Below are 19022 nucleotides of genomic sequence, written 5' to 3' on the forward strand. Positions count from 1 at the left end.
CTTGAATAATGGTTTTCATCTTGCTTATGAACACCTTTTTCGAGCTCTGTCTCTTGAATAATGGTTTTCATCTTGCTTATGAACACCCTTTTCGAGCTCTGTCTCTTGAATAATGGTTTTCATCTTGCTTATGAACACCTTTTTCGAGCTCTGTCTTTTGAAAAGTGGTTTTCATCTCGAATATGAACACCTTTTTCGAGCTCTGTCTTTTGAATAGTGGTTTTCATCTCGAATATGAACACCTTTTTCGAGCTCTGTCTCTTGAATAGTGGTTTTCATCTTGCTTATGAACACCTTTTCGAGCTCTGTCTCTTGAATAATGGTTTTCATCTTGCTTATGACACCCTTTTTTGGGCTCTGTCTCTTGAAAAGCGGTTTTCATCTTGGTTTTGAACGATTATTTTAACACCAATATATTATTCTTATCGAAATAACACCTTAACTAAATAGGAGAAACGGGGATTCAGTTTGAAATACATAGAATTTGGTATAGGCAACAAATGGCTTATACGAACAGAAACAGAATTAGAAGATGGAACAGAGTTTGAGGAAAAAGGAATAAAGAGACCTATTAAATTTCAATCACTATATACTAGAATTTGGATTGGAAAAACAGTGCTTATTATCGACTCAAAAGAAGGATTTAAGCAAGCTACTAAAAATGGAAAATCCTTCAAATTAATACTTGGAATAAAAAGCCTCTAAAAGTTTATTTAATCTCCAAAAGGAAAACCTCTCCACAATCGCGAATATAATATCGTAGTTAAAAAGCTACTACTATTCTTTACTTAAAGGGGTTTTTCGATTGAATCAAGCATTATTAATTATTGATGTTCAATAAGAGCTGGTTGAAGGAAATGCAGAAGCAAAAGGAGTCTATAACAAACAAGGTTTATTAGAAACAATCAATTTAGTAATAAAGAAAGCTATTGAATCAGGGATAGAGATCATTTTTGTAAGAGATAAAGATGTTGCAGGAGGAAAAGGACCTGGATTTGACATTCACTCCGATATAAATGTCCCTCGCGAAGTTAAAATCTTTGATAAATATGCAACCAACGCGTTCTATGGAACAGGTTTATTAGAGTATCTACAGGAAAAAGAAATGCGCCATCTTGTTATTATGGGGTGCGAAACTCCTTATTGTATTGATACAGCGGTCCGAACAGCAACGGTTAATCATATGGATGTCACCCTAGTTGGGGATGGACATTCCACAACCGATTCTTCTATCCTTTCTGCCGAGACCATTATAAAGCATCACAATACAATATTACATGGCCATTATAATGTCGATCATTTTTCCATAGTTCGCAATGCTGCCGAGGATTTATTTACGCCTACTCATGATACATATCGATAATTTTCTCGCAAGAATAATCTAAAATTCCTAAACAAAAGTCATCTTAAAAATGGCTTTTGTTTAGCTAATTTCATTAATCACTCTAGATCTCCCAAGCACTTCTCAGTAAACCAATACCCTCATCCATTTCTGCGTCTGTTAATCCGCCATACCCTAAAATTACTTTTGGATTACCTGTATAGCGTTTCTCAAAGTAATACATGGAAAGCGGATATACCTTAACTCCACAGGCCAATGCCTTTTCTATTAATTGTGTTTCTGTCCACTCAGTATAAACTTCTAAAACAATATGAAGACCAGCATTTTCTCCAATCACTTTTACAAATCCACCTAAATAATGTTGAATCGTTTGCAGTAATACTTGGCGCTTCTTTCGATATAATGTTCTCATTTTATTTAAATGACTATTCCAATGGCCCTCTTTAATAAAACGATACAAAGTGTCTTGATGCATGCGAGAAACAGTCTGTTTATACACGGTAAAATGCTTCCTATATGTAGAATATAAAGATTTTGGGAGGACAGCAAAGCTTATGCGCAGGGATGGAATTAAGGATTTTGAGAAGGTTCCTAGATAAATAATCCGATTGTTCTTATCTAGTCCTTGAAGTGCCGGAATCGGCTTTCCCTTATAGCGATACTCCCCATCATAATCATCTTCTATAATATAACCGCCTTTTTTTTCTGCCCATTTAAGCAATTCTAATCGACGTGTAATAGGCATAATCATTCCATATGGAAATTGATGAGAAGGAGTTACATAAGCAATATTTGCTTTACTCTTATTCAACTGTGAAACATTCATGCCATTGTCATCAACCGAAATTGGTAAAACGTTAATCCCCATATCTTGTAAAACAACTCTAATTCGATGATAGCCTGGATTTTCAAGAGCGTATGTTTTATCCCTTCCGATCAATAAACCAATTAACCCAATTAGCATTTGCGTACCTGCACCTAGAATAATGTGGTCAGGATGACAGTTTACGCCTCTTGTCGCATATAAGTGTTTAGCAATCTCCTCTCTTAAATTAAATTCCCCTTGTGGATCTCCGTTCGAAAACCAGAAGTTTTGGTCTTCATATATCGATTGCATAGAAAGCTTTCTCCAAGTATTATAAGGAAAATAGCTACTATCGACATTTCCTGAATTAAAGTCTATTTTCACAGGATTTGCCTGTTCTACCTTTTGCTTTTCCTTATTCTCTTCAGTATCGAGCCGGCTACGAAATTCTTCATCAATAGTTAATACAAACAATCCGCTTCGTGGAATACTTTCCACATATCCTTCTGCACAAAGTTGGTCATAGGCCGATTGGACTGTGTTTAAACTAATTTGCAAATGTTCCGCCAGCTTTCTTTTCGATGGCAATTTTTCATTCGGTGAAATATGGTTATTCATAATTTCTTGTTTAATAAAATCCGCTAACTGCATATAAAGGGGCTTACCACTATCCTTCTGTAAAATTGGTGTTAATTCTAGCATTAGTATCCACTCCTTCCCTTCAGCTGATACCTTTAAAAAGGACAATTCTGGTACTTTAGATTATACCAGATTGCCATTACATTAGAGATAGAAAGGGAGGAATGGATATGTTAAATGACCAATTACTTATTAAAGAATTAACTTCTGAAGCAGAATGGGAAAAAGCTTTTCCTGTTATGAAACAATTGAGAAAGCAATTAAATTTGGATACTTATCTTACATTAGTGTCAGAGTCTGTTCAAAAAGAAGACTACCGTTTGATTGCACTTTATAATCAGAATGAAATTGTCGCCCTTTGTGGGTTTATGCCTATGATAACCTTGTATAACGGCAAATTCATCTGGGTATGCGAATTAATTACAGACAGCAAGCATCGGTCGAAAGGATATGGAAAGGTATTATTAAACTATGTTCATGAGTGGGCTGTCGCTAATGACTATCCTATCGTGTCTTTATCCTCTGGTTTACAGCGAATCGATGCCCATCGCTTTTATGAAGAAAAAATGGAATATGATAAAGTAAGCTATGTTTATCTGAAAAAAATCTAATGGAAAGTAAAAGAGACATTTGCTACTTAAGGAAATGTCTCTTTTATCATTAAATAACTAGTATCCTTTTAATATACTGTATTACTATTAAAAAAGGAGTTACCTTAACTCTAAAGAATGATAATAACAGGAGGGATTACAATGATAAAAGGACTTAATCACTTTTTATTTTCTGTTTCCAATTTAGAAAAATCTATTCTTTTTTACCAACAGGTATTTGATGCAAAATTGTTAGTAAAAGGTCGTTCTACCGCTTATTTTGATTTAGGTGGAATATGGTTAGCCTTAAATGAAGAGAAAGATATTCCAAGAAACGAGATTCACCATTCTTATACACATATTGCCTTTTCGATAGAGGAAGCTGACTATGATAAAACATTAAAAAAATTAGAGCATCTTAATGTTCGCCTTCTCGATGGCAGAGAAAGAGATGAAAAAGATAAAAAATCCATTTATTTTACTGATCCAGATGGCCATAAATTCGAATTTCATACTGGAACATTAAGTGACCGCATCCATTACTATAAAACCGAAAAACAACATATGACTTTTTTTGAAAGGGATTAACCATTAAATTTAAGAATCATGCAGTAAGTCAGAGGCAATAGTTATCTATTAATCTATTAGAACGATATATGGATTTACTTTGCATGCTTAAAAGTTAGTACAGAAGGGATTGAAACGAGTAACCAATAAAACAACTCCCTTACGCTTCTATCACTTTTACATAAGCACCTTTCCTCGCTTTTTGCAAAGCTGCATGATTCATCCCTTGAATTTTTTGCGAAAGGCTTGAAGCACTTAGTAGTTTATTTCGGCAGAAAATTAATGGGTCAATAAGTCGAACCTTATTCTTTAAATGGATATCAAAATCCTCTTCATCTTCGACTACTTTCACACTGGGATGGAGCTTATTCCATAGCATTTGGAGCTCCACATTCTTTGCTGTACTTATTTTATGGATTAACTCCTTATCCTCGCCTAGAAAATCAGAAAATTGTAGGATGCTATGAGCTAATGCTGCTTTTAAAACTTTTGTTAACTGGTCATATCCATAAATATTTAACGGATGCATGAAAAAATCGATGACCTCTTTGTAATAGGTTTCAACAAACCATTCTGCCGAATCGACATGTTGTAAACACATTTTCCCTTCAACTATTACAATATTTTCTAAAAACCCTTCTACTTCCTTTAACGATATTTTTCCATATGTATACATATCTCGTAATGTATAGTCCACACGATCGGCACATAATTTTGGTGCAGGTTGCTCCAAAATGGTCCATTTAGAATCGTCTCCGATTATTTTCTCATAGTCATAATGAAATTTTTCTAAGATTATCGGTATTTCAGAATCCTTTATCACAGAAAGAAATATTTCCTCATGATAATTCTCATTCTGTTTATCTAAGACAAAGTCAATAATATGGGAAAAGGCAGTATGAGACACATCATGCAATAAACCAGCAATTTGTTCCTCTATCGAACCTCCAAGCTTTCGGATTAAAAGCATAACCCCAATTGAATGCTCATAGCGCGTGACATTCCAGTTTTCATTTACTAAATAACTTGCTCCGCCTTGATGAATTCCTTTTAATCGCTGGATTGGCTTACTTTCTATTAATTCTATTAAAACTTTTTCTATCTCAAAATTCCCGTACAGTTTATCAGATATTAGCAAAATTATTCTCCCTCTTATTAAATGTAAAAATACAACTTTTTTTAAAAAATTACATACACTTCCAATAATTGTATAGTAAAGTATACATATAAAGTTTTATCCTGTCATGTTTTCAAAAAATGAATTTATGAAAAGCAATTTGAAAGGAGTATGAATGTGCATCAGAATATCAGAGAAAAACAAAGCAATAAAAGCAGCTTTTTAGGTGTACTATCGATTCTTTTTCCAATTGTCCTTGGACTATTGATTGTTAATTTTTTTACAGACATCATTCCGTTGGAGAAGATTCAAGGATTACCTGTGCTTATGCCGCTTTTTGTGTGTCCTATTGGAGCAGTCATCGGCTTTTTAGGGTATAAACGGAGTAGAGATACCCTATCATTAGTAGGTATAATTGCCAATGTAGTATTGTTTTTGTTCCCTGTTTTTTACCACATACTAGGCACGCTTATAATGGGAAATTAATATAAATTTACGAAAACCACTTGAAGTTTAGTGGTTTTTATTTGCTTTTTTGTTCAGCCTCACCCACTAACCTTTCTTTTCATATTGAAATTAGATAACGGAGAGAAATATTAGTAAACTTATAAAAAGACAAAACACTTTCAAATTAAAAAAGTATAAATTGGAACTATCTTGTTTAATAAATTAATTGGTATAAGGATGCTTTCTAATTATTTTAACAGCCTCTCCATTTGTTTTTTCTGTACTTTAGCTAATGCTAATAAGGTGAATTGATCAAGCTTTAATTGTTCTATAATGCCGTTCGCTTCTTCCCATGCTAGGTTATACTGTTGTTTCGTGATTGAATTTTCTTTATATGCATTTTCCAGCTCCTCTTCATCCAGTAAATAAATTTCGTTAGATGGAAGCATTACAATATCTAAAAACAAATCATCCATCCAAGGAACATTTTTCTCTATTCCAATTTCCAGACAAATATCAATATACCACTGCACAATATCACCATTTGCATTAAACATAGTAGTGACAGAATGATGTTTATATAAGGGAAACTGATGAAGCCACATATAGCCATCATCAAGGATACACACAGCTTTCTGATCATACCTTTTTGTTACTGATTCCACTACCTTTATTGAATGAAAGAGCGCCAAATATCCTGTAAACTCTTCTGTCTTCATAAACGTTTGAGCATATTGCTTTTCTACTATCCGTTTCCAGTTTTTATGGTTACCAAATTTTCTTTTTACCTGCATATACACCCATCCTATTCAACATGATATCTGAAACCAATCTGTCTCTTTCGGAAAATCATCTCTACTTAACGTAGTCTAGGCTTTTTTTGTCCTTTACATAGGGTACATTTTAGACTATGGAAGATTGTACTTATGTACATTGCCATAGAATTCTTGTGGACTTCCCGTTGTTTTTTCACTTGTAACCTTACATAATTAAAACAAGAAATATGGTCAAGGCATTTTAGCCAAAAAATATACTGATACGAAACCTAACTGTAATTTATTATCTCTATAAACATCATAAAGTAAAACTATTAGAAGAAATACTAGATAATGCGGCTCTTGATATATTTATTAATATGATTTTAGAATTTTAATTTCTCGTGATTAATTCTTAAGAAAATTAAATCATTCAACCAGAATATTACACTACTAGAGATGATCATATAGTAAAAATTTTGGTCTAAGTAAAATTTGGGATTTAGATCGGTAGCAATCGGAAAGAAAATCAAATTAACTATAAAACCTACTATAAAAAATAATACAAAATTTTTAATATAGGAATTATTTAGGGACTTTCTAAAGAAAAACTGAATTGGCGCTCCTATTACTAGATAGATTAAACTAAAAATAGTAAAAAATAACATGAATGAAGCTAAATCAAAAGAGTCGAAAAAGGAAAATGGAACCGAGTTAATAAAGTAAAACAAAAAAAAAGCAAGAAAAAAAGCTGAAGAAACAGAACAAATTAATAGCCTGATAAAAAAGTTGTTTGTTAATTTCATGATAAACATAGCACCCTCCTAATTCCAATATTAGTAAACTTTACCAATATATAGTATATATATATATATATATGTGTGTATATTATTATAATTAATTATAATATTACTACTATATATAAATAGGTTTGTGATGAAAATTTTTAAAAATAACGGGAGGAAAAAAATGTATAAAAAAAGATTATTTTCACTTCAATTATAGCCTTAGGATTTACTATGTCTCTCTTGATTATTAGCGCAGACGCAGATATAACTGTTAGAAATCGAGTAGGAGGGAGTGATTAACTCCCGACCTCTCACACCACCGTACGTACGGTTCCGTATACGGCGGTTCAATTAAGATAAATGACGCAAGAATTTATAACGAGTTTGTAGACTTTTAAACCCTTGATTATTCCAATAGGAAATATCGAGGGTTTTATCTAATATAGGACTGTTCGAGACGCGCCAATAGCCCTTTCGGCTATTTCCCCATTCATAAGCCTTCCCTTTTGGGACACCTAAATGTATAAGGTTGCGAATCCTTGTCTTTGGTTTCTTCCAGTCTTTCCATTGGCACATGCGAAGTCTTCTTCGTATCCAACCATCTAATTTTATAAACTGTGATTTAGTATCCGCTAATGCAAAATATCCACACCAACCCATTAGATATTGGTTTAATTTCTCCATCCGATATCTCATAGAATAGGGCATCTTTCTCGAAGTGATTTCTCGTATTTTCTTCTTCATTCGTTTTAAGCTTTCTTTTGCGATACGAATCTTTGGTTCTTTAGAAGACGTGAAGCTAAAACCTAGAAACTTCCGTTTCCATGGTCGGTCTACTGCTGACTTCTTCTCATTCACTTTTAATCGAAGTTTCTTTTCGATAAATCGTTGAATGCTTGCCCTTGTTCGTTCTCCTGCCCGCTTCGATTTTACGTAAACATTACAGTCATCTGCGTAACGAACGAATTTATGCCCTCGACTTTCTAGCTCTTTATCTAGTTCATCCAGAACTATGTTAGAGAGTAATGGACTTAATGGTCCGCCTTGTGGCGTTCCTTCTTCTGTACTTGAAATAACTCCATCCATCATAACGCCCGCCTGTAAATATTTGCGGATTAGCTTTAATAGTGGTTTGTCCTTGATTCTTTTCGCAAGTGTACTCATGAGTCTATCATGGTTGACCTTATCAAAGAACTTCTCTAAATCCATATCTACAACCCATCTATATCCTTCTTTGATATATCCCTTTGCTTCCCTTACCGCATCATGGGCGCTTCGGTTTGGTCGAAAGCCATAGCTATGTTCGGAGAACATCGGGTCATATATCTTCGATAATACTTGGGCAATGGCTTGTTGAATCAAACGATCTCTCACGGTTGGAATACCTAGTAGCCGAAAACCTCCACCAGTTTTCGGGATTTCGACTCTTCGGACAGGCATTGGCTCATAAGTACCCTTGAAAATAGCCTCTCTGATAGAATGCCAGTTTTCGACTAGGTGCTGTCGTAGGATTTGTACGGGCATCCTATCTACTCCATGACTTCCTTTATTCTGTTCTACTCGTTTTAATGCTTGAAGCATATTTTCCCGTGACAGGATTTGATTTAAAAGCATCGTTATTCTTCCTTCCGTGAATAGCTTATCTTCTTATGCCAGTGGTCACTCCACCCTCCAAGAGATCCCCCACGGAATTCACCGTTTCCTTCCTCAAGTGAGGTACTATGTTTTCTGTGTTCCTCATGACCTACTGAAAGCCAAGGGCTATTCTCTCCTAATTGTTCCGTCCTTCCAAATCGTTCTAGACCGATTTGTACTATGACATCGGCTGACTTCTGATGGTTCAGCTACTTATCGCTAAGTAGGTTAGGAAGTGTACTTCCCGTATCCATCAGACCTCCCCGGGTAAGAGTGCAATCTTTCCTTCCATCTATCTGCTTCATTTACTTTGTATCACCTTCGGCAGAAAGGACTTTGTTTTGTTTGGCAAACTCATCCAATGATACCTAGCCTTCTATGAAGTTCGTGTCCCTCAGACCGGAAGTTTGCCGCCCGCTTCCTTCAGATTCCGCGTCACCACGGACACCCTTGCGTTAGGCTAACTACTACTTCTGCCTTCGCAGTTCGGGACTTTCACCCTAAAGATTGCACCCATGCCGGGCACACCAAATAGGTGAACTTAGAGTTAAGCCCTAAAGAGAACGAATACTATAAAATATAAAATGACAATCGCGCCCGTTAGTAGAACAGTGATACTAACAAATTATATAAAGAGTGAACAATAATTACTGACCAAAGTGAGTTACTCTTTTTATATATAAATCCCAATATAATACCTAAAACAAAGGTCGTTGTTATGCCATTTAAAAGATATGAAAACTCGAATAGGTCTTTATAAAACCAAATCGGGAAATGAATTGATACAAAGAGCAAAGCTGTAATTGTGTTTGCTATCCAGAATTTATAAGAATCCATTAATTTTCTTAGTAAAAAACCTCTAAACACAATTTCTTCAGTAATTCCCACCAACAGAACTATATTAAGCCACTCATGCAACCCCATTTGAAAATCAATATTACTTTTTAAAACGATAAAATTTAAAATTACAAAATAAGATATGAAAACTAAAGACACCCAACATACCCATTTTAACCCCTTTTTAAAATTGTAACGTAAGCCTAAATAGGATAACGGATTATGTTTCTCCATAACTTTAACCAAAAATATAACAGGAGTGACCCAAATGGCTATTTTGATAACTGCTGATGTTATAGCCCTTGGTATGGACTCCATCATGTCTAAGTATTGGACTAACCATAATTCTCTCACACACCAAAGAACAAAAAAGATAATGAAAAATACCCAAATATAATTTTTATTTGTTTTTACTAAAATTTGTGACTCCCCCTTTTTTTATACAACAATCTGGCCCGATTGCGGAACAAAGAACTACTATACAAAATAGATATTTTTATCAAACTTTATTTTAAATAATCGAACTTTGTTTTAAATGATCAATCTTTTTATAAACCTACAAAAAGAAACATTCTTTATTAATTAATAATAATACCAGTACATACGATAAAAAGAATCTATTTAATTATCAATTTAGGAAGGATAGGTACACTTCTTTCCTCCTTTTTTTTATTTAGATTGCGACATAGTATATTTTTATTCTTATATCATAATAAGTTAAATTTAATATCAAATGAACATAATCAAAATTTTCTGTATACTCAGAAAAATAGGTGTGTTATCCTTAAAATGGAATCAAAATACCAAAAATCATGTGGGAGGTAATATAGTGAAAATAATAAAATCCGGAATATTAGCAGTTTTGTTACTTCTATTCACTAATACTGGTATAGGAAATGCAGAAGAGTACCAGGGTGGTGGTTTTTCTGAGAATGAGATAATTAAAGAAGGATCAAATGAAATTATTAGTGATTTAGAAGTTGAAGATAGACCTAACAATCTGAGTAGCCCTGATGCTGCAATTTCTTTAGGACCACCTAGTTGTAATAGAACTCATTCACATAATGTTGCGACTGTAACAATGCAAGTTAAAAATCTCACAGGTAGTTATAGATCTTTAATGTGGGGGTTTCATTTAACTTCTTCAGCTAGATCATTTTTGGGTCCAATTGTAGTAGTTAAAATGCCCTCTGCAGCAGTAAACGGTAAAGCTATAAACACACCATATGAACCTCATTCCGAAGGAGCATCATATAATTTTCATGGAAGCATGAAAAATTATCAAATTAAGGGTCAAAGTTATCCACTCAAAAAAGGTGATATAGTTAATCTTTCTTGGCATATAACGGGTACAAATCCGGAAAGATATGGTTATCGATATTTAACTTGCAAAATGCCCTAAAGAATAAACCGAAACATAAGAAATAAAGAAATGAGGTTGTAAATGATGGAGATAGAATGGAAAAAAGAAAGTATTATTTTTGAAACTTTAAGAGAATCAGAGGTATGGGCTGATTCTATAGCAAACGAAATACATGGTAGAACAATAAATGGGTATATTACACCAGATTATAAAATAGCATATGCTCTTTCATTTTTCCTAGCTTCTAATCCTGATTATGTTGTTCATACAGAAAAAAGTTTCAATATTCGTCCAGGATTAAAGGTAGAGGATTCATTTATTTATAAAGTTTGGGTAACATTTAATAGTAAATAAATCATATATGAGTATGATTTACACATACTGAAAACTTCCACATGTCAGCAAAAAATTTAGATTTTCTTTCACTCATTTATTTTTGACGCTATATTTTTCAATGTTGTTTACTTCATTGAAAATACATTTTCAAAAACTTCTTAGATAATTAAATAGTACATTACTACTTATATCCTACATAATGACATGGATTTGTATTATCTTATGTTGAGAAGAAACTCACAAATGGATTTATTTTCTCTGTTTTCGAGTTTCTTCTCTTTAAAGCATCTAAATTTCCTCGTTCGTAATATCTTTTGGTTTCTATTTTAGTTTTTCTGCTAATAGTTAGTGTTCTTCTTTGCAAACGATATTTAGTTATACAAAACTTAGAAAAAACAATGAAAAGTTAAGTAATAAATTTTTGCAAATTTTGTTGCTCCGCAAGTACTTCTCACTGTGATATAAATCTATGGGTGGAGGGTAGAAATATAATGAGATTTATCAACCTCATTGTATTAAAAAAATTATAGAATTCATGCTATCTTCTATGTTTGCATTTCATATGTGTCTTCGTTACAAGTTAAGCAGATTCCATTATCAGCAGGTTTCATCCCTTTAAAGGTCATCCTTGCAGAGAGTTCAATAGCCGAGATTTTAGATTGGCAAGGAATGTAATTAACTATACATCCTCCAATTTGACAATAGGAAGTTTGAACAATCCATCCTAATTCCTCATCGTATAAAACATCAAAGACATATTGTTTTGATTCAATTATCAACTGAATTTGATTCTCTATTCTTACTATTATGAACAACATCCCCTTCTTGAAACATCCCATTTTGAGCCTCAATAACTAACTGTGCTTTCTTCATCATTCTCTCCCCTAAAAAACTCTTTCTGTAAATTTATCAATATTATAATTATTTTCTCCCACTAGTTAATATAAAAAGAACCTCTCTTTCATAGAGAAGGCCCTTATAAATTATGAGTAATTCAATTCGGACAACACTTTCATATTGTATCTAACTTTTATATTCTATAAGAGTTTTGTAAATTCCTTCTCCCATAACATACCTCATTTGTTTTATAAGACACGCTTATTTTTTAGTGTAAAGGAGAAATAACTTCTTAGAATTTTTTGTTCAGTGAAATTTGCATTGACAACTGTTACTATCCCTGATATTTTTTCATTCCTTACTTATTTGTTATTAATTAGAAAAACTATCCCAATATATATAATAATCGAATAGAATCCAATAAGTTTTAATTATTCTAATCCCACTATATTGATAACCCTTTCAAAAATAGGGTTATTTTGCATTAAGTTCCTATTTAGCAGAATTGCTTAATTCAACACGTTTTATTTCTCCAACAATAAATAAGTAACTAATCATAGCAACTATTGCATTAATTCCAACAAAAACCAACGCACCATTATAGGAACCTGTTGCAGCAATGATGTAACCTATAATGATAGGTGTTGTGATCCCTGAAATATTTCCAAAAGTATTAAATAAGCCTCCACTTATCCCTCCAATTTCTTTTGGAGAACAGTCAGCCATTACAGCCCAGCCTAATTGTCCAAATCCTTTACCAAAGAAAGCTAAGGCCATAATCCCTACAACTAGCCATTCTGCATCAGTATAATTACAAATAATCATACTTGCTGAAAGAATCATACCAATAATTATAGGAGTTTTACGGGCAAAAGTAAGAGATTTACCTTTTCTTAATAAATAATCAGAGTAGACCCCTCCTAAAATTCCACCTAAAAAGCCACTAAGTCCAGGTAATGTCGCAACAAATCCTGCTTCAAGGATAGACATCCCACGTTCTTGAATCAAATAAACAGGAAACCAAGTCATGAAGAAGTAAGTAAGTGTTGAAATACAATACTGTCCAATATATACTCCTACTAACATACGACTTTTCAGTAACTGTTTAATATGTGACCAATTGATGCCACTGGCTTCTTTATTGGCTCCCTTCTCCATCATCTCTAGTATCCCGCCGCCCTGCTCTATATAGTTCAGTTCTGACTGATTAACATGCGGGTGATTTTTCGGATTATGGATTACTTTTAACCAAACTAAAGCAATCATTATACCTAATGCGCCCATAATAATAAAAACGTATTCCCAACCAAACGATTGTGTTATCCAGGACATAAATGGGTTAAAAATAATTATAGCAAGAAACGCTGAGGCACTAAAAATAGCTGATGCAGTTGCACGTTCATTATCAGGGAACCAAGATGCAGCTACTTGACTATTTCCAGGAAAAGAAGGTGCTTCAGTTAGCCCCACAATAAATCTTAGAATAAATAGCATTACTATGGCAGTACTAGCATTAAAAAATCCAACAAACCCTTGTAATAAAGTAAAGGTTGACCAAAGAAATAGACTCCAAAAAAGAACTTTTTTTGTTCCAAACTTATCTAAAATCCAACCTCCTGGAATTTGACCAAGAGCATAAGCCCAACTAAATGCAGAGAAAATATACCCCATTGTTATAGCACTAATCCCTAAATCACTTTGTAAAGGTGAGGCAGCTATTGAAATTGTTGCCCGATCTGCATAGTTAATAGTGGTGACTAAAAAACACATAGATACAATCATCCAGCGAATATTCGTTTTTTTCATTGCTGGTGCTGGAATAAAATCTTTTATAGAATTATTTCTTTCTAAACTCATACTAGTCTCCCCCTTTTTCCCCTTTATGGTAATCATTCTTTATGACAATAAAGTCATAACCACTTTAGACTAGTTAAACAAGACATGATGAAATTTTAAAGCTATTTTAATTAACGGCCCAACCATCCGCCATCAACTGCAAGCAGATGACCATGCACATAATCGGCTGCATCAGATGCTAGAAATACAGCGGGACCTTTGAAGTCTTCTGGGTTCCCCCATCGACCAGCAGGTATTCTTTCTGTGATTTGTCTACTGCGTACAGGATCATTGATTAAAGCAGTATTCATTTCTGTAGCAATATAACCTGGAACAATGGCATTCACATTTACACCTTGTGATGACCACTCATTTGCAAGAGCCTTTGTAAGTTGACCCACTGCCCCTTTAGCAGAAGCATAGGCTGGAACAAACAGACCACCTTGAAACGAAGCAAGAGAAGCGATATTAATAATTTTCCCACTGTTTTTTTCAACCATATGTCTTCCTGCTTGTTGGCAAAGAATCCAAACTGCCTTTAAATTCACATTTAATACGTCGTCCCAATCCTGTTCAGAGAAATCTACTGCAGGTGAACGTCTTTGAATCCCAGCATTATTTACAAGGATATCAACTGAGCCCATAGTCTCAATGGCTCTTGGAATTGCTTGCTTTACTTCATTCAGATTCATGAGATCACATTGTATAATTTTACAACGAACACCTAATGCTTTTATTTTCTCTTCAGTGGATGTATCATCACTTCGTTGTAAAAGCACAATATCTGCACCAGCTTCTGCCAGTCCAATAGCAATCCCTTGACCAATTCCCCGAGTAGCTCCTGAAACAACTGCTACTTTTCCCGATAAATCAAACGCTTGCGTCATCTTCACCAACTCCTTATGGTTTAAATAAAATTTTTAATGATTCATCTGGTTTTTCCATTAAATCAAAACCTAGTTTTATGTCCTCTAATGGAAGGACATGAGAAACTAATGGATTAAGATCTATATTACGCTGGCCAAGTAACTCAATAGCTTTTGTAAAGTCATCTGAACTATAGCACCTTGTTGTCTTAAGTGAGATTTCTCTAAAATGCATACTTGCAAGATTAATAGTAGGGGGTTTTTTATAAACACTAACAACTGTGATTTCCCCTTGATACTTGATACAATCAATCATTTGATTAGCTGTAATTTGATTTCCAGCTACTTCAAATACCACATCTGCTCCTACACCATTTGTTGAATCTTTAACTATTTGAACAATATCCATGGTTTTTGCATCTATGCCCTCATAGCCCATATCTCTGGCAATCTTTAGACGCATCGTACTTACATCAGAAATGAATATCTTTCCTGCTCCTGCCCGTTCCGCAATAAGAGCAATAAGCAAACCAATGGGTCCGGCACCCAGAATTGCTATCGTGTCTCCGACTTTCATATTTGAACGTCTAACAGTATGTATCGCAACAGCCAAAGGCTCGAGCATAGCTGCTTCTTTCTCTGTAACTCCATCTGGTAGTACTCTTAGTCTGTTAATCGGAATAGTAGTATACTCAGCAAAGCCACCATCTTGATCAATCCCTATATATCGCAATTTTTCGCAAACATGCATTTGGCCATTAGTACAAGCTGCACATTTTCCGCAGCTTAAAAGTGGCTCAACGGTTACTTTATCCCCTTTTTTTATCTGTTCATTTTCCACAACTTCCTTCACTACACCGCTAAACTCATGTCCTAATATTAGTGGTGCTTTTGCTCTTGGATGTAATCCATGATAAATCATCATATCCGTTCCACATATTCCCGCATAAGATACCCTGATTAAGGCCTCTCCCTCCTTAGGAGTCGGTATCTCTCTTTCTATCATTTCTACTTGCATAGAGTTTACATAAGCTCCTACTTTCATTAGAAATCACTCCTTTTCATCTATAAATATCCATTATTAAACCGATACTATTTCTATGATACCAAGAGCCTCATACTTACCAACCCTCCTAAAATAGTTTCATTACGACAATAAGATATCCACCTTTGCCCCGTCTTATGTCATATAACCATTTTCTCATTTTTATCGTGACTACAAATCTAGCAAAGCTTTACACTGTTGAATCATACTTAAATAAAGAAAATCATATTATGGTCTTACAGCAGTTCCATCTGGTATACGTGCTAAAGTCCAAGACGGTATTCCACCTGCAACGGGAAATTTCTTTGCTTTTTCTTCGTCAATGTCTATTCCTAATCCAGGTTTTTCATTTACATAAGCAAAGCCATTTTCTTCTTGTGGGCACCCCGGAAAAACTTCTTCCAGCGCATTATTGAATGGAGTCCATTCTTGAATGCCCAAGTTAGGTGTACTTAAATCTAAATGTAGATTAGCTGCTACTCCTACAGGTGAAATATCACCTGGTCCATGCCAAGCAGTACGTACCCCGTATAGTTCACTAAAAGTGGCTAGTTTCTTAGCTGGTGTAATACCGCCAATCGAACTAACATGGCATCTAATAAAATCGATTTGCTGATTAGCAATTAAACTTTTCCACTCATTCACATTCGTGAATAATTCTCCCATTGCTATTGGGGTAGACGTCTGTTGTCTAATCATTTTCAACCATTCAATATTCTCAGGTGCAACGGGATCCTCTAGGAAAAAGAGATGATAAGGTTCCAATTTTTTTGCTAATCTTACAGCTTCAATTGCTGGAAGTCTTTCGTGAATATCATGGATAAATTCCATATTGTATCCAATCTTAGAGCGCAGATGATCAAATAGTTTTTCTATACTTTTCGAGTATGCTTCTGGATCAAAATAACATCCTGCTAATGATGTTTTAGGTGATCGTTTTGGAACTATTTTGTTAGATTTCTCATAAACAGTGGCTATTAACCTTGTATCAGTGGTTCCACTTCCACCATACATGCCCATCTGACAACGAGCATACTGATAACCCTCTTCCATAAGGGCTATGATGTTTTCCTCCACTGCCACTTCATCTGGACCGTCCGCATGCCGATAGAGAGGAATTCCATCCCGGCACTTACCTCCTAATAATTGATAGACTGGTAAGTTTGCCAGTTTGCCTTTAATATCCCAAAGAGCCATATCGACCCCAGAAAGTGCATTATTCATAATTGGGCCGTTCCTCCAGTATCCGCTTACATTTGCAGACTGCCAAATATCCTCAATTCTTCTTGGATCTTTCCCGATTAGAAATGGTTTAAGATAATCCTCAACAGCTGATTTTACGGCAAATATTCGTTGAGTAAAGGTTGCACATCCTAGTCCATATAATTCTGGTTCGTTTGTTTCAACCTTTACAACAACTAGATCGATTCCTCCAGGTGCAGTTAGTATTACTTTTACATCACGAATTTCTAAGTGGTTCATTTCATTACTCCTTCCTAATTTTTGAATTAAAATATCATCAACTCGTTAGTTGTCCTACAAGTTAGGCATGAAAAATAATTACCTCTATCAAAAGAGGTGAATTATTTTCTTGAACTCTTTATTTTTTTTATAATTTCAATATTACTTTCCATGGATTTACTAAGACTAGTTTTAGCAGATTCTGCATCTCTATTTTGAATAGCTCGAAAGATTTGCAAATGTGCTTCAATACTATCTAAAGTAATCCCAATCACTCTATTTAACTCTTCTAAATAATAATAATAGAAATCTCTAATTGAATGCATCACTCTATAAAAAACGATATTGTTTGACGCTTTAGCTATAGCTAAATGAAAATTAAAGTCTATTTCCGAATATTTCTTATAGTCATCTCTATATCGAAACATATCATTTAGAATCTCTTCAATATTATCAATATCTTCTTTTGTTGCATTCTGTACAGCTAATTCTAAACATTTGAATTCAATGGTTTGGCGAAATACCATCATGTCAAAAAATTCTTCTTCGCTAAGATGCATTACCGGAACAAAATCATTGATGCTTTTTCCATTAATATCATCTGATACGAAAGTTCCCTTTCCTTGATATGTAACAACAATTCCTAAATCCCTCAAACGCTGTATGGCGCTTCTAATACTCACTCTGCTTACATTAAACAATTTCTGTAATTGCGTTTCGGAAGGAATTTTACTTCCTGGTTGCCAAGTACCGTTAATAATATGTTCTTTTAATTGTTCATAAACTGAATTAACAATATTTTTTTTATCAATGGAATTAAGTCCCATTCTTTTTCCCTCTCTTGTCTCATGTCCTACAAGTTATGAAATTATATTATCATAGACCTTTAAAAATGTAAATGCTTTCATACGATATTACCTAATATTATATTCTTCATTAATTACTCCCTAAGTTTTTCCTAATATTTGAATATTAGTACTGTTTCGAATCCTGCTATAAAAAAGTTAACTAAAAGCGATGCTATCAATAAATACAAAAGCCATTTTTCATAATAAATATATGTAAAACCAACTTTGATATCAGTGAAAACACTACTCGATACACCGTCACGTTCTCTTTTCTGATATTCATAGACAATAAACCATACTTGCATTTTTAAAAGTTAACACTAAATTATTATTATTAAAAGATATTTGCTTTAAGTCTGTTAAAAAAATTTCAATTGATACTCTAAGGTTGAATACATCATCTTATTCACTTCAACTTGCAAATCAAAATAATTTAACTTTATATCAGCTAAGCTTTCAATCTTCATAATTAACTGAATAAATTTAAAGGATCCACCTCTATTTGCATTTAATGGTAGGTCTGCATATTCTTGATATCTTTCTTTTATTATATGGATATCCTCGTCTATGACTGTATTAAATCCTTTCTCCCATAATGACGCAGGAGGATTGTCGTCTAGTTCAAAGACAGGAAAAATATCTAGTATTTTCTCCTTTTCCATCATTAGATCACAAGGCAAGGTTTGTTTATTCGTTAAGAGAGGGAACATTCTTGGAGAAACATAAGGAGTTACTATTTTTTGACAATCGACTTCATCAGTCCATAGCATAGCTGTTTCCAATGTCCTTACTAAGGGGCTAATAAACACAATATCCTGAGTGGCTAAAGGCAAACGTTCCTTTAGCTTATTAGCTTGACCCCTCCCCTTTTTTGTGAGAGAAGGATTTCTTTTTTGTAAACTAGCAGG

At 34.1% G+C, this 19022-nt stretch carries 20 protein-coding genes; 7 read left to right on the forward strand and 13 right to left on the reverse strand.

Going from position 1 to position 19022, the window contains the following annotated elements:
• Nucleotides 1-171: 171 nt before the first annotated feature.
• A complete protein-coding gene (locus NST77_RS11085; protein WP_204259912.1) occupies nt 172-330 on the reverse strand; it encodes a hypothetical protein in 159 nt (52 codons plus the stop codon).
• 138 nt (nt 331-468) lie between these two features.
• On the opposite strand from NST77_RS11085, the gene NST77_RS11090 reads away from it, so the two are divergent.
• Together NST77_RS11090 and NST77_RS11095 are read left to right on the forward strand one after the other, a co-directional pair.
• Nucleotides 469-705: a DUF3977 family protein gene (locus NST77_RS11090; RefSeq protein WP_095334180.1), complete on the forward strand. Its 237-nt coding sequence runs from the start codon at nt 469-471 to the stop codon at nt 703-705.
• Nucleotides 706-844: 139 nt separating this feature from the next.
• Nucleotides 845-1363 (forward strand): isochorismatase family protein, encoded by a 519-nt coding sequence (locus tag NST77_RS11095; RefSeq protein WP_341123745.1) that lies wholly within the window; start codon nt 845-847, stop codon nt 1361-1363.
• A gap of 82 nt (nt 1364-1445) precedes the next feature.
• Here NST77_RS11095 and pdxR read toward each other — a convergent pair whose 3' ends face one another.
• Nucleotides 1446-2849, reverse strand: coding sequence for a MocR-like pyridoxine biosynthesis transcription factor PdxR (gene pdxR, locus NST77_RS11100; protein WP_123259259.1), 1404 nt, complete (start codon nt 2847-2849; stop codon nt 1446-1448).
• A gap of 107 nt (nt 2850-2956) precedes the next feature.
• On the opposite strand from pdxR, the gene NST77_RS11105 reads away from it, so the two are divergent.
• Entirely contained in the window at nt 2957-3397 is a 441-nt protein-coding gene (locus NST77_RS11105; RefSeq protein WP_123259258.1) for a GNAT family N-acetyltransferase, read from the forward strand.
• Nucleotides 3398-3538: 141 nt separating this feature from the next.
• Nucleotides 3539-3964, forward strand: a complete 426-nt coding sequence (gene fosM, locus NST77_RS11110) for a FosM family fosfomycin resistance protein (RefSeq protein ID WP_095334186.1) — start codon at nt 3539-3541, stop codon at nt 3962-3964.
• A gap of 139 nt (nt 3965-4103) precedes the next feature.
• On the opposite strand, the gene NST77_RS11115 is transcribed toward fosM, so the two are convergent.
• Nucleotides 4104-5081 carry an HD domain-containing protein gene (locus tag NST77_RS11115; RefSeq protein WP_163187760.1) on the reverse strand — a complete coding sequence of 326 codons (978 nt, stop codon included), beginning with the start codon at nt 5079-5081 and terminating at the stop codon, nt 4104-4106.
• A gap of 156 nt (nt 5082-5237) precedes the next feature.
• On the opposite strand from NST77_RS11115, the gene NST77_RS11120 reads away from it, so the two are divergent.
• On the forward strand, nt 5238-5546 hold the full coding sequence (locus NST77_RS11120; RefSeq protein WP_235850363.1) for a hypothetical protein: 309 nt from the start codon (nt 5238-5240) through the stop codon (nt 5544-5546).
• 209 nt (nt 5547-5755) lie between these two features.
• On the opposite strand, the gene NST77_RS11125 is transcribed toward NST77_RS11120, so the two are convergent.
• The 3 genes from NST77_RS11125 to NST77_RS11135 all read right to left on the reverse strand — a co-directional run bounded on the left by NST77_RS11125 (nt 5756) and on the right by NST77_RS11135 (nt 9843).
• Complete coding sequence (locus NST77_RS11125) at nt 5756-6301, reverse strand: DUF402 domain-containing protein (RefSeq protein ID WP_095334191.1); 546 nt, start codon at nt 6299-6301, stop codon at nt 5756-5758.
• Nucleotides 6302-7401: 1100 nt separating this feature from the next.
• On the reverse strand, nt 7402-8664 hold the full coding sequence (gene ltrA, locus NST77_RS11130) for a group II intron reverse transcriptase/maturase (protein ID WP_341122973.1): 1263 nt from the start codon (nt 8662-8664) through the stop codon (nt 7402-7404).
• A 621-nt stretch (nt 8665-9285) separates the two neighbouring features.
• On the reverse strand, nt 9286-9843 hold the full coding sequence (locus tag NST77_RS11135; protein WP_095334194.1) for a CPBP family intramembrane glutamic endopeptidase: 558 nt from the start codon (nt 9841-9843) through the stop codon (nt 9286-9288).
• A 508-nt stretch (nt 9844-10351) separates the two neighbouring features.
• Here NST77_RS11135 and NST77_RS11140 point away from each other — a divergent pair.
• Both NST77_RS11140 and NST77_RS11145 read left to right on the forward strand, forming a co-directional pair.
• Nucleotides 10352-10924: a hypothetical protein gene (locus NST77_RS11140; protein ID WP_095334196.1), complete on the forward strand. Its 573-nt coding sequence runs from the start codon at nt 10352-10354 to the stop codon at nt 10922-10924.
• A gap of 51 nt (nt 10925-10975) precedes the next feature.
• Nucleotides 10976-11239 carry a hypothetical protein gene (locus NST77_RS11145; RefSeq protein WP_123259138.1) on the forward strand — a complete coding sequence of 88 codons (264 nt, stop codon included), beginning with the start codon at nt 10976-10978 and terminating at the stop codon, nt 11237-11239.
• 527 nt (nt 11240-11766) lie between these two features.
• On the opposite strand, the gene NST77_RS11150 is transcribed toward NST77_RS11145, so the two are convergent.
• The 7 genes from NST77_RS11150 to NST77_RS11180 form a co-directional block, all read right to left on the reverse strand.
• Nucleotides 11767-12000, reverse strand: coding sequence for a hypothetical protein (locus tag NST77_RS11150; protein WP_249878285.1), 234 nt, complete (start codon nt 11998-12000; stop codon nt 11767-11769).
• Nucleotides 12001-12550: 550 nt separating this feature from the next.
• Nucleotides 12551-13915, reverse strand: coding sequence for an MFS transporter (locus NST77_RS11155; protein ID WP_275068786.1), 1365 nt, complete (start codon nt 13913-13915; stop codon nt 12551-12553).
• 110 nt (nt 13916-14025) lie between these two features.
• Entirely contained in the window at nt 14026-14781 is a 756-nt protein-coding gene (gene kduD / locus NST77_RS11160) for a 2-dehydro-3-deoxy-D-gluconate 5-dehydrogenase KduD (RefSeq protein ID WP_123257876.1), read from the reverse strand.
• 13 nt (nt 14782-14794) lie between these two features.
• Nucleotides 14795-15805, reverse strand: coding sequence for a zinc-dependent alcohol dehydrogenase (locus NST77_RS11165; RefSeq protein ID WP_123257877.1), 1011 nt, complete (start codon nt 15803-15805; stop codon nt 14795-14797).
• 228 nt (nt 15806-16033) lie between these two features.
• Nucleotides 16034-17287, reverse strand: coding sequence for an enolase C-terminal domain-like protein (locus tag NST77_RS11170; RefSeq protein WP_095334200.1), 1254 nt, complete (start codon nt 17285-17287; stop codon nt 16034-16036).
• A 101-nt stretch (nt 17288-17388) separates the two neighbouring features.
• Nucleotides 17389-18093, reverse strand: a complete 705-nt coding sequence (locus NST77_RS11175; RefSeq protein ID WP_095334201.1) for a FadR/GntR family transcriptional regulator — start codon at nt 18091-18093, stop codon at nt 17389-17391.
• A 380-nt stretch (nt 18094-18473) separates the two neighbouring features.
• The gene (locus NST77_RS11180; RefSeq protein ID WP_123257878.1) at nt 18474-18947 is read right to left on the reverse strand and encodes a hypothetical protein; all 474 of its coding nucleotides are present in this window, start codon (nt 18945-18947) and stop codon (nt 18474-18476) included.
• Nucleotides 18948-19022 lie beyond the last annotated feature (75 nt).

Source organism: Niallia sp. FSL W8-0177 (assembly GCF_038006285.1).
GTDB lineage: Bacteria > Bacillota > Bacilli > Bacillales > Cytobacillaceae > Niallia > Niallia circulans_A.

Excerpts from the sequence above, each read along its gene's own strand:
- NST77_RS11085 (WP_204259912.1), bottom strand. The coding sequence starts at position 330 with ATGAAAACCATTATTCAAGAGACAGAGCTCGAAAAGGTGTTCATAAGC.
- pdxR (WP_123259259.1), bottom strand. The coding sequence starts at position 2,849 with ATGCTAGAATTAACACCAATTTTACAGAAGGATAGTGGTAAGCCCCTT.
- NST77_RS11105 (WP_123259258.1), top strand. The coding sequence starts at position 2,957 with ATGTTAAATGACCAATTACTTATTAAAGAATTAACTTCTGAAGCAGAA.
- fosM (WP_095334186.1), top strand. The coding sequence starts at position 3,539 with ATGATAAAAGGACTTAATCACTTTTTATTTTCTGTTTCCAATTTAGAA.
- NST77_RS11125 (WP_095334191.1), bottom strand. The coding sequence starts at position 6,301 with ATGCAGGTAAAAAGAAAATTTGGTAACCATAAAAACTGGAAACGGATA.
- ltrA (WP_341122973.1), bottom strand. The coding sequence starts at position 8,664 with ATGCTTTTAAATCAAATCCTGTCACGGGAAAATATGCTTCAAGCATTA.
- NST77_RS11135 (WP_095334194.1), bottom strand. The coding sequence starts at position 9,843 with ATGATGGAGTCCATACCAAGGGCTATAACATCAGCAGTTATCAAAATA.
- NST77_RS11155 (WP_275068786.1), bottom strand. The coding sequence starts at position 13,915 with ATGAGTTTAGAAAGAAATAATTCTATAAAAGATTTTATTCCAGCACCA.
- kduD (WP_123257876.1), bottom strand. The coding sequence starts at position 14,781 with ATGACGCAAGCGTTTGATTTATCGGGAAAAGTAGCAGTTGTTTCAGGA.
- NST77_RS11165 (WP_123257877.1), bottom strand. The coding sequence starts at position 15,805 with ATGAAAGTAGGAGCTTATGTAAACTCTATGCAAGTAGAAATGATAGAA.
- NST77_RS11170 (WP_095334200.1), bottom strand. The coding sequence starts at position 17,287 with ATGAACCACTTAGAAATTCGTGATGTAAAAGTAATACTAACTGCACCT.
- NST77_RS11175 (WP_095334201.1), bottom strand. The coding sequence starts at position 18,093 with ATGGGACTTAATTCCATTGATAAAAAAAATATTGTTAATTCAGTTTAT.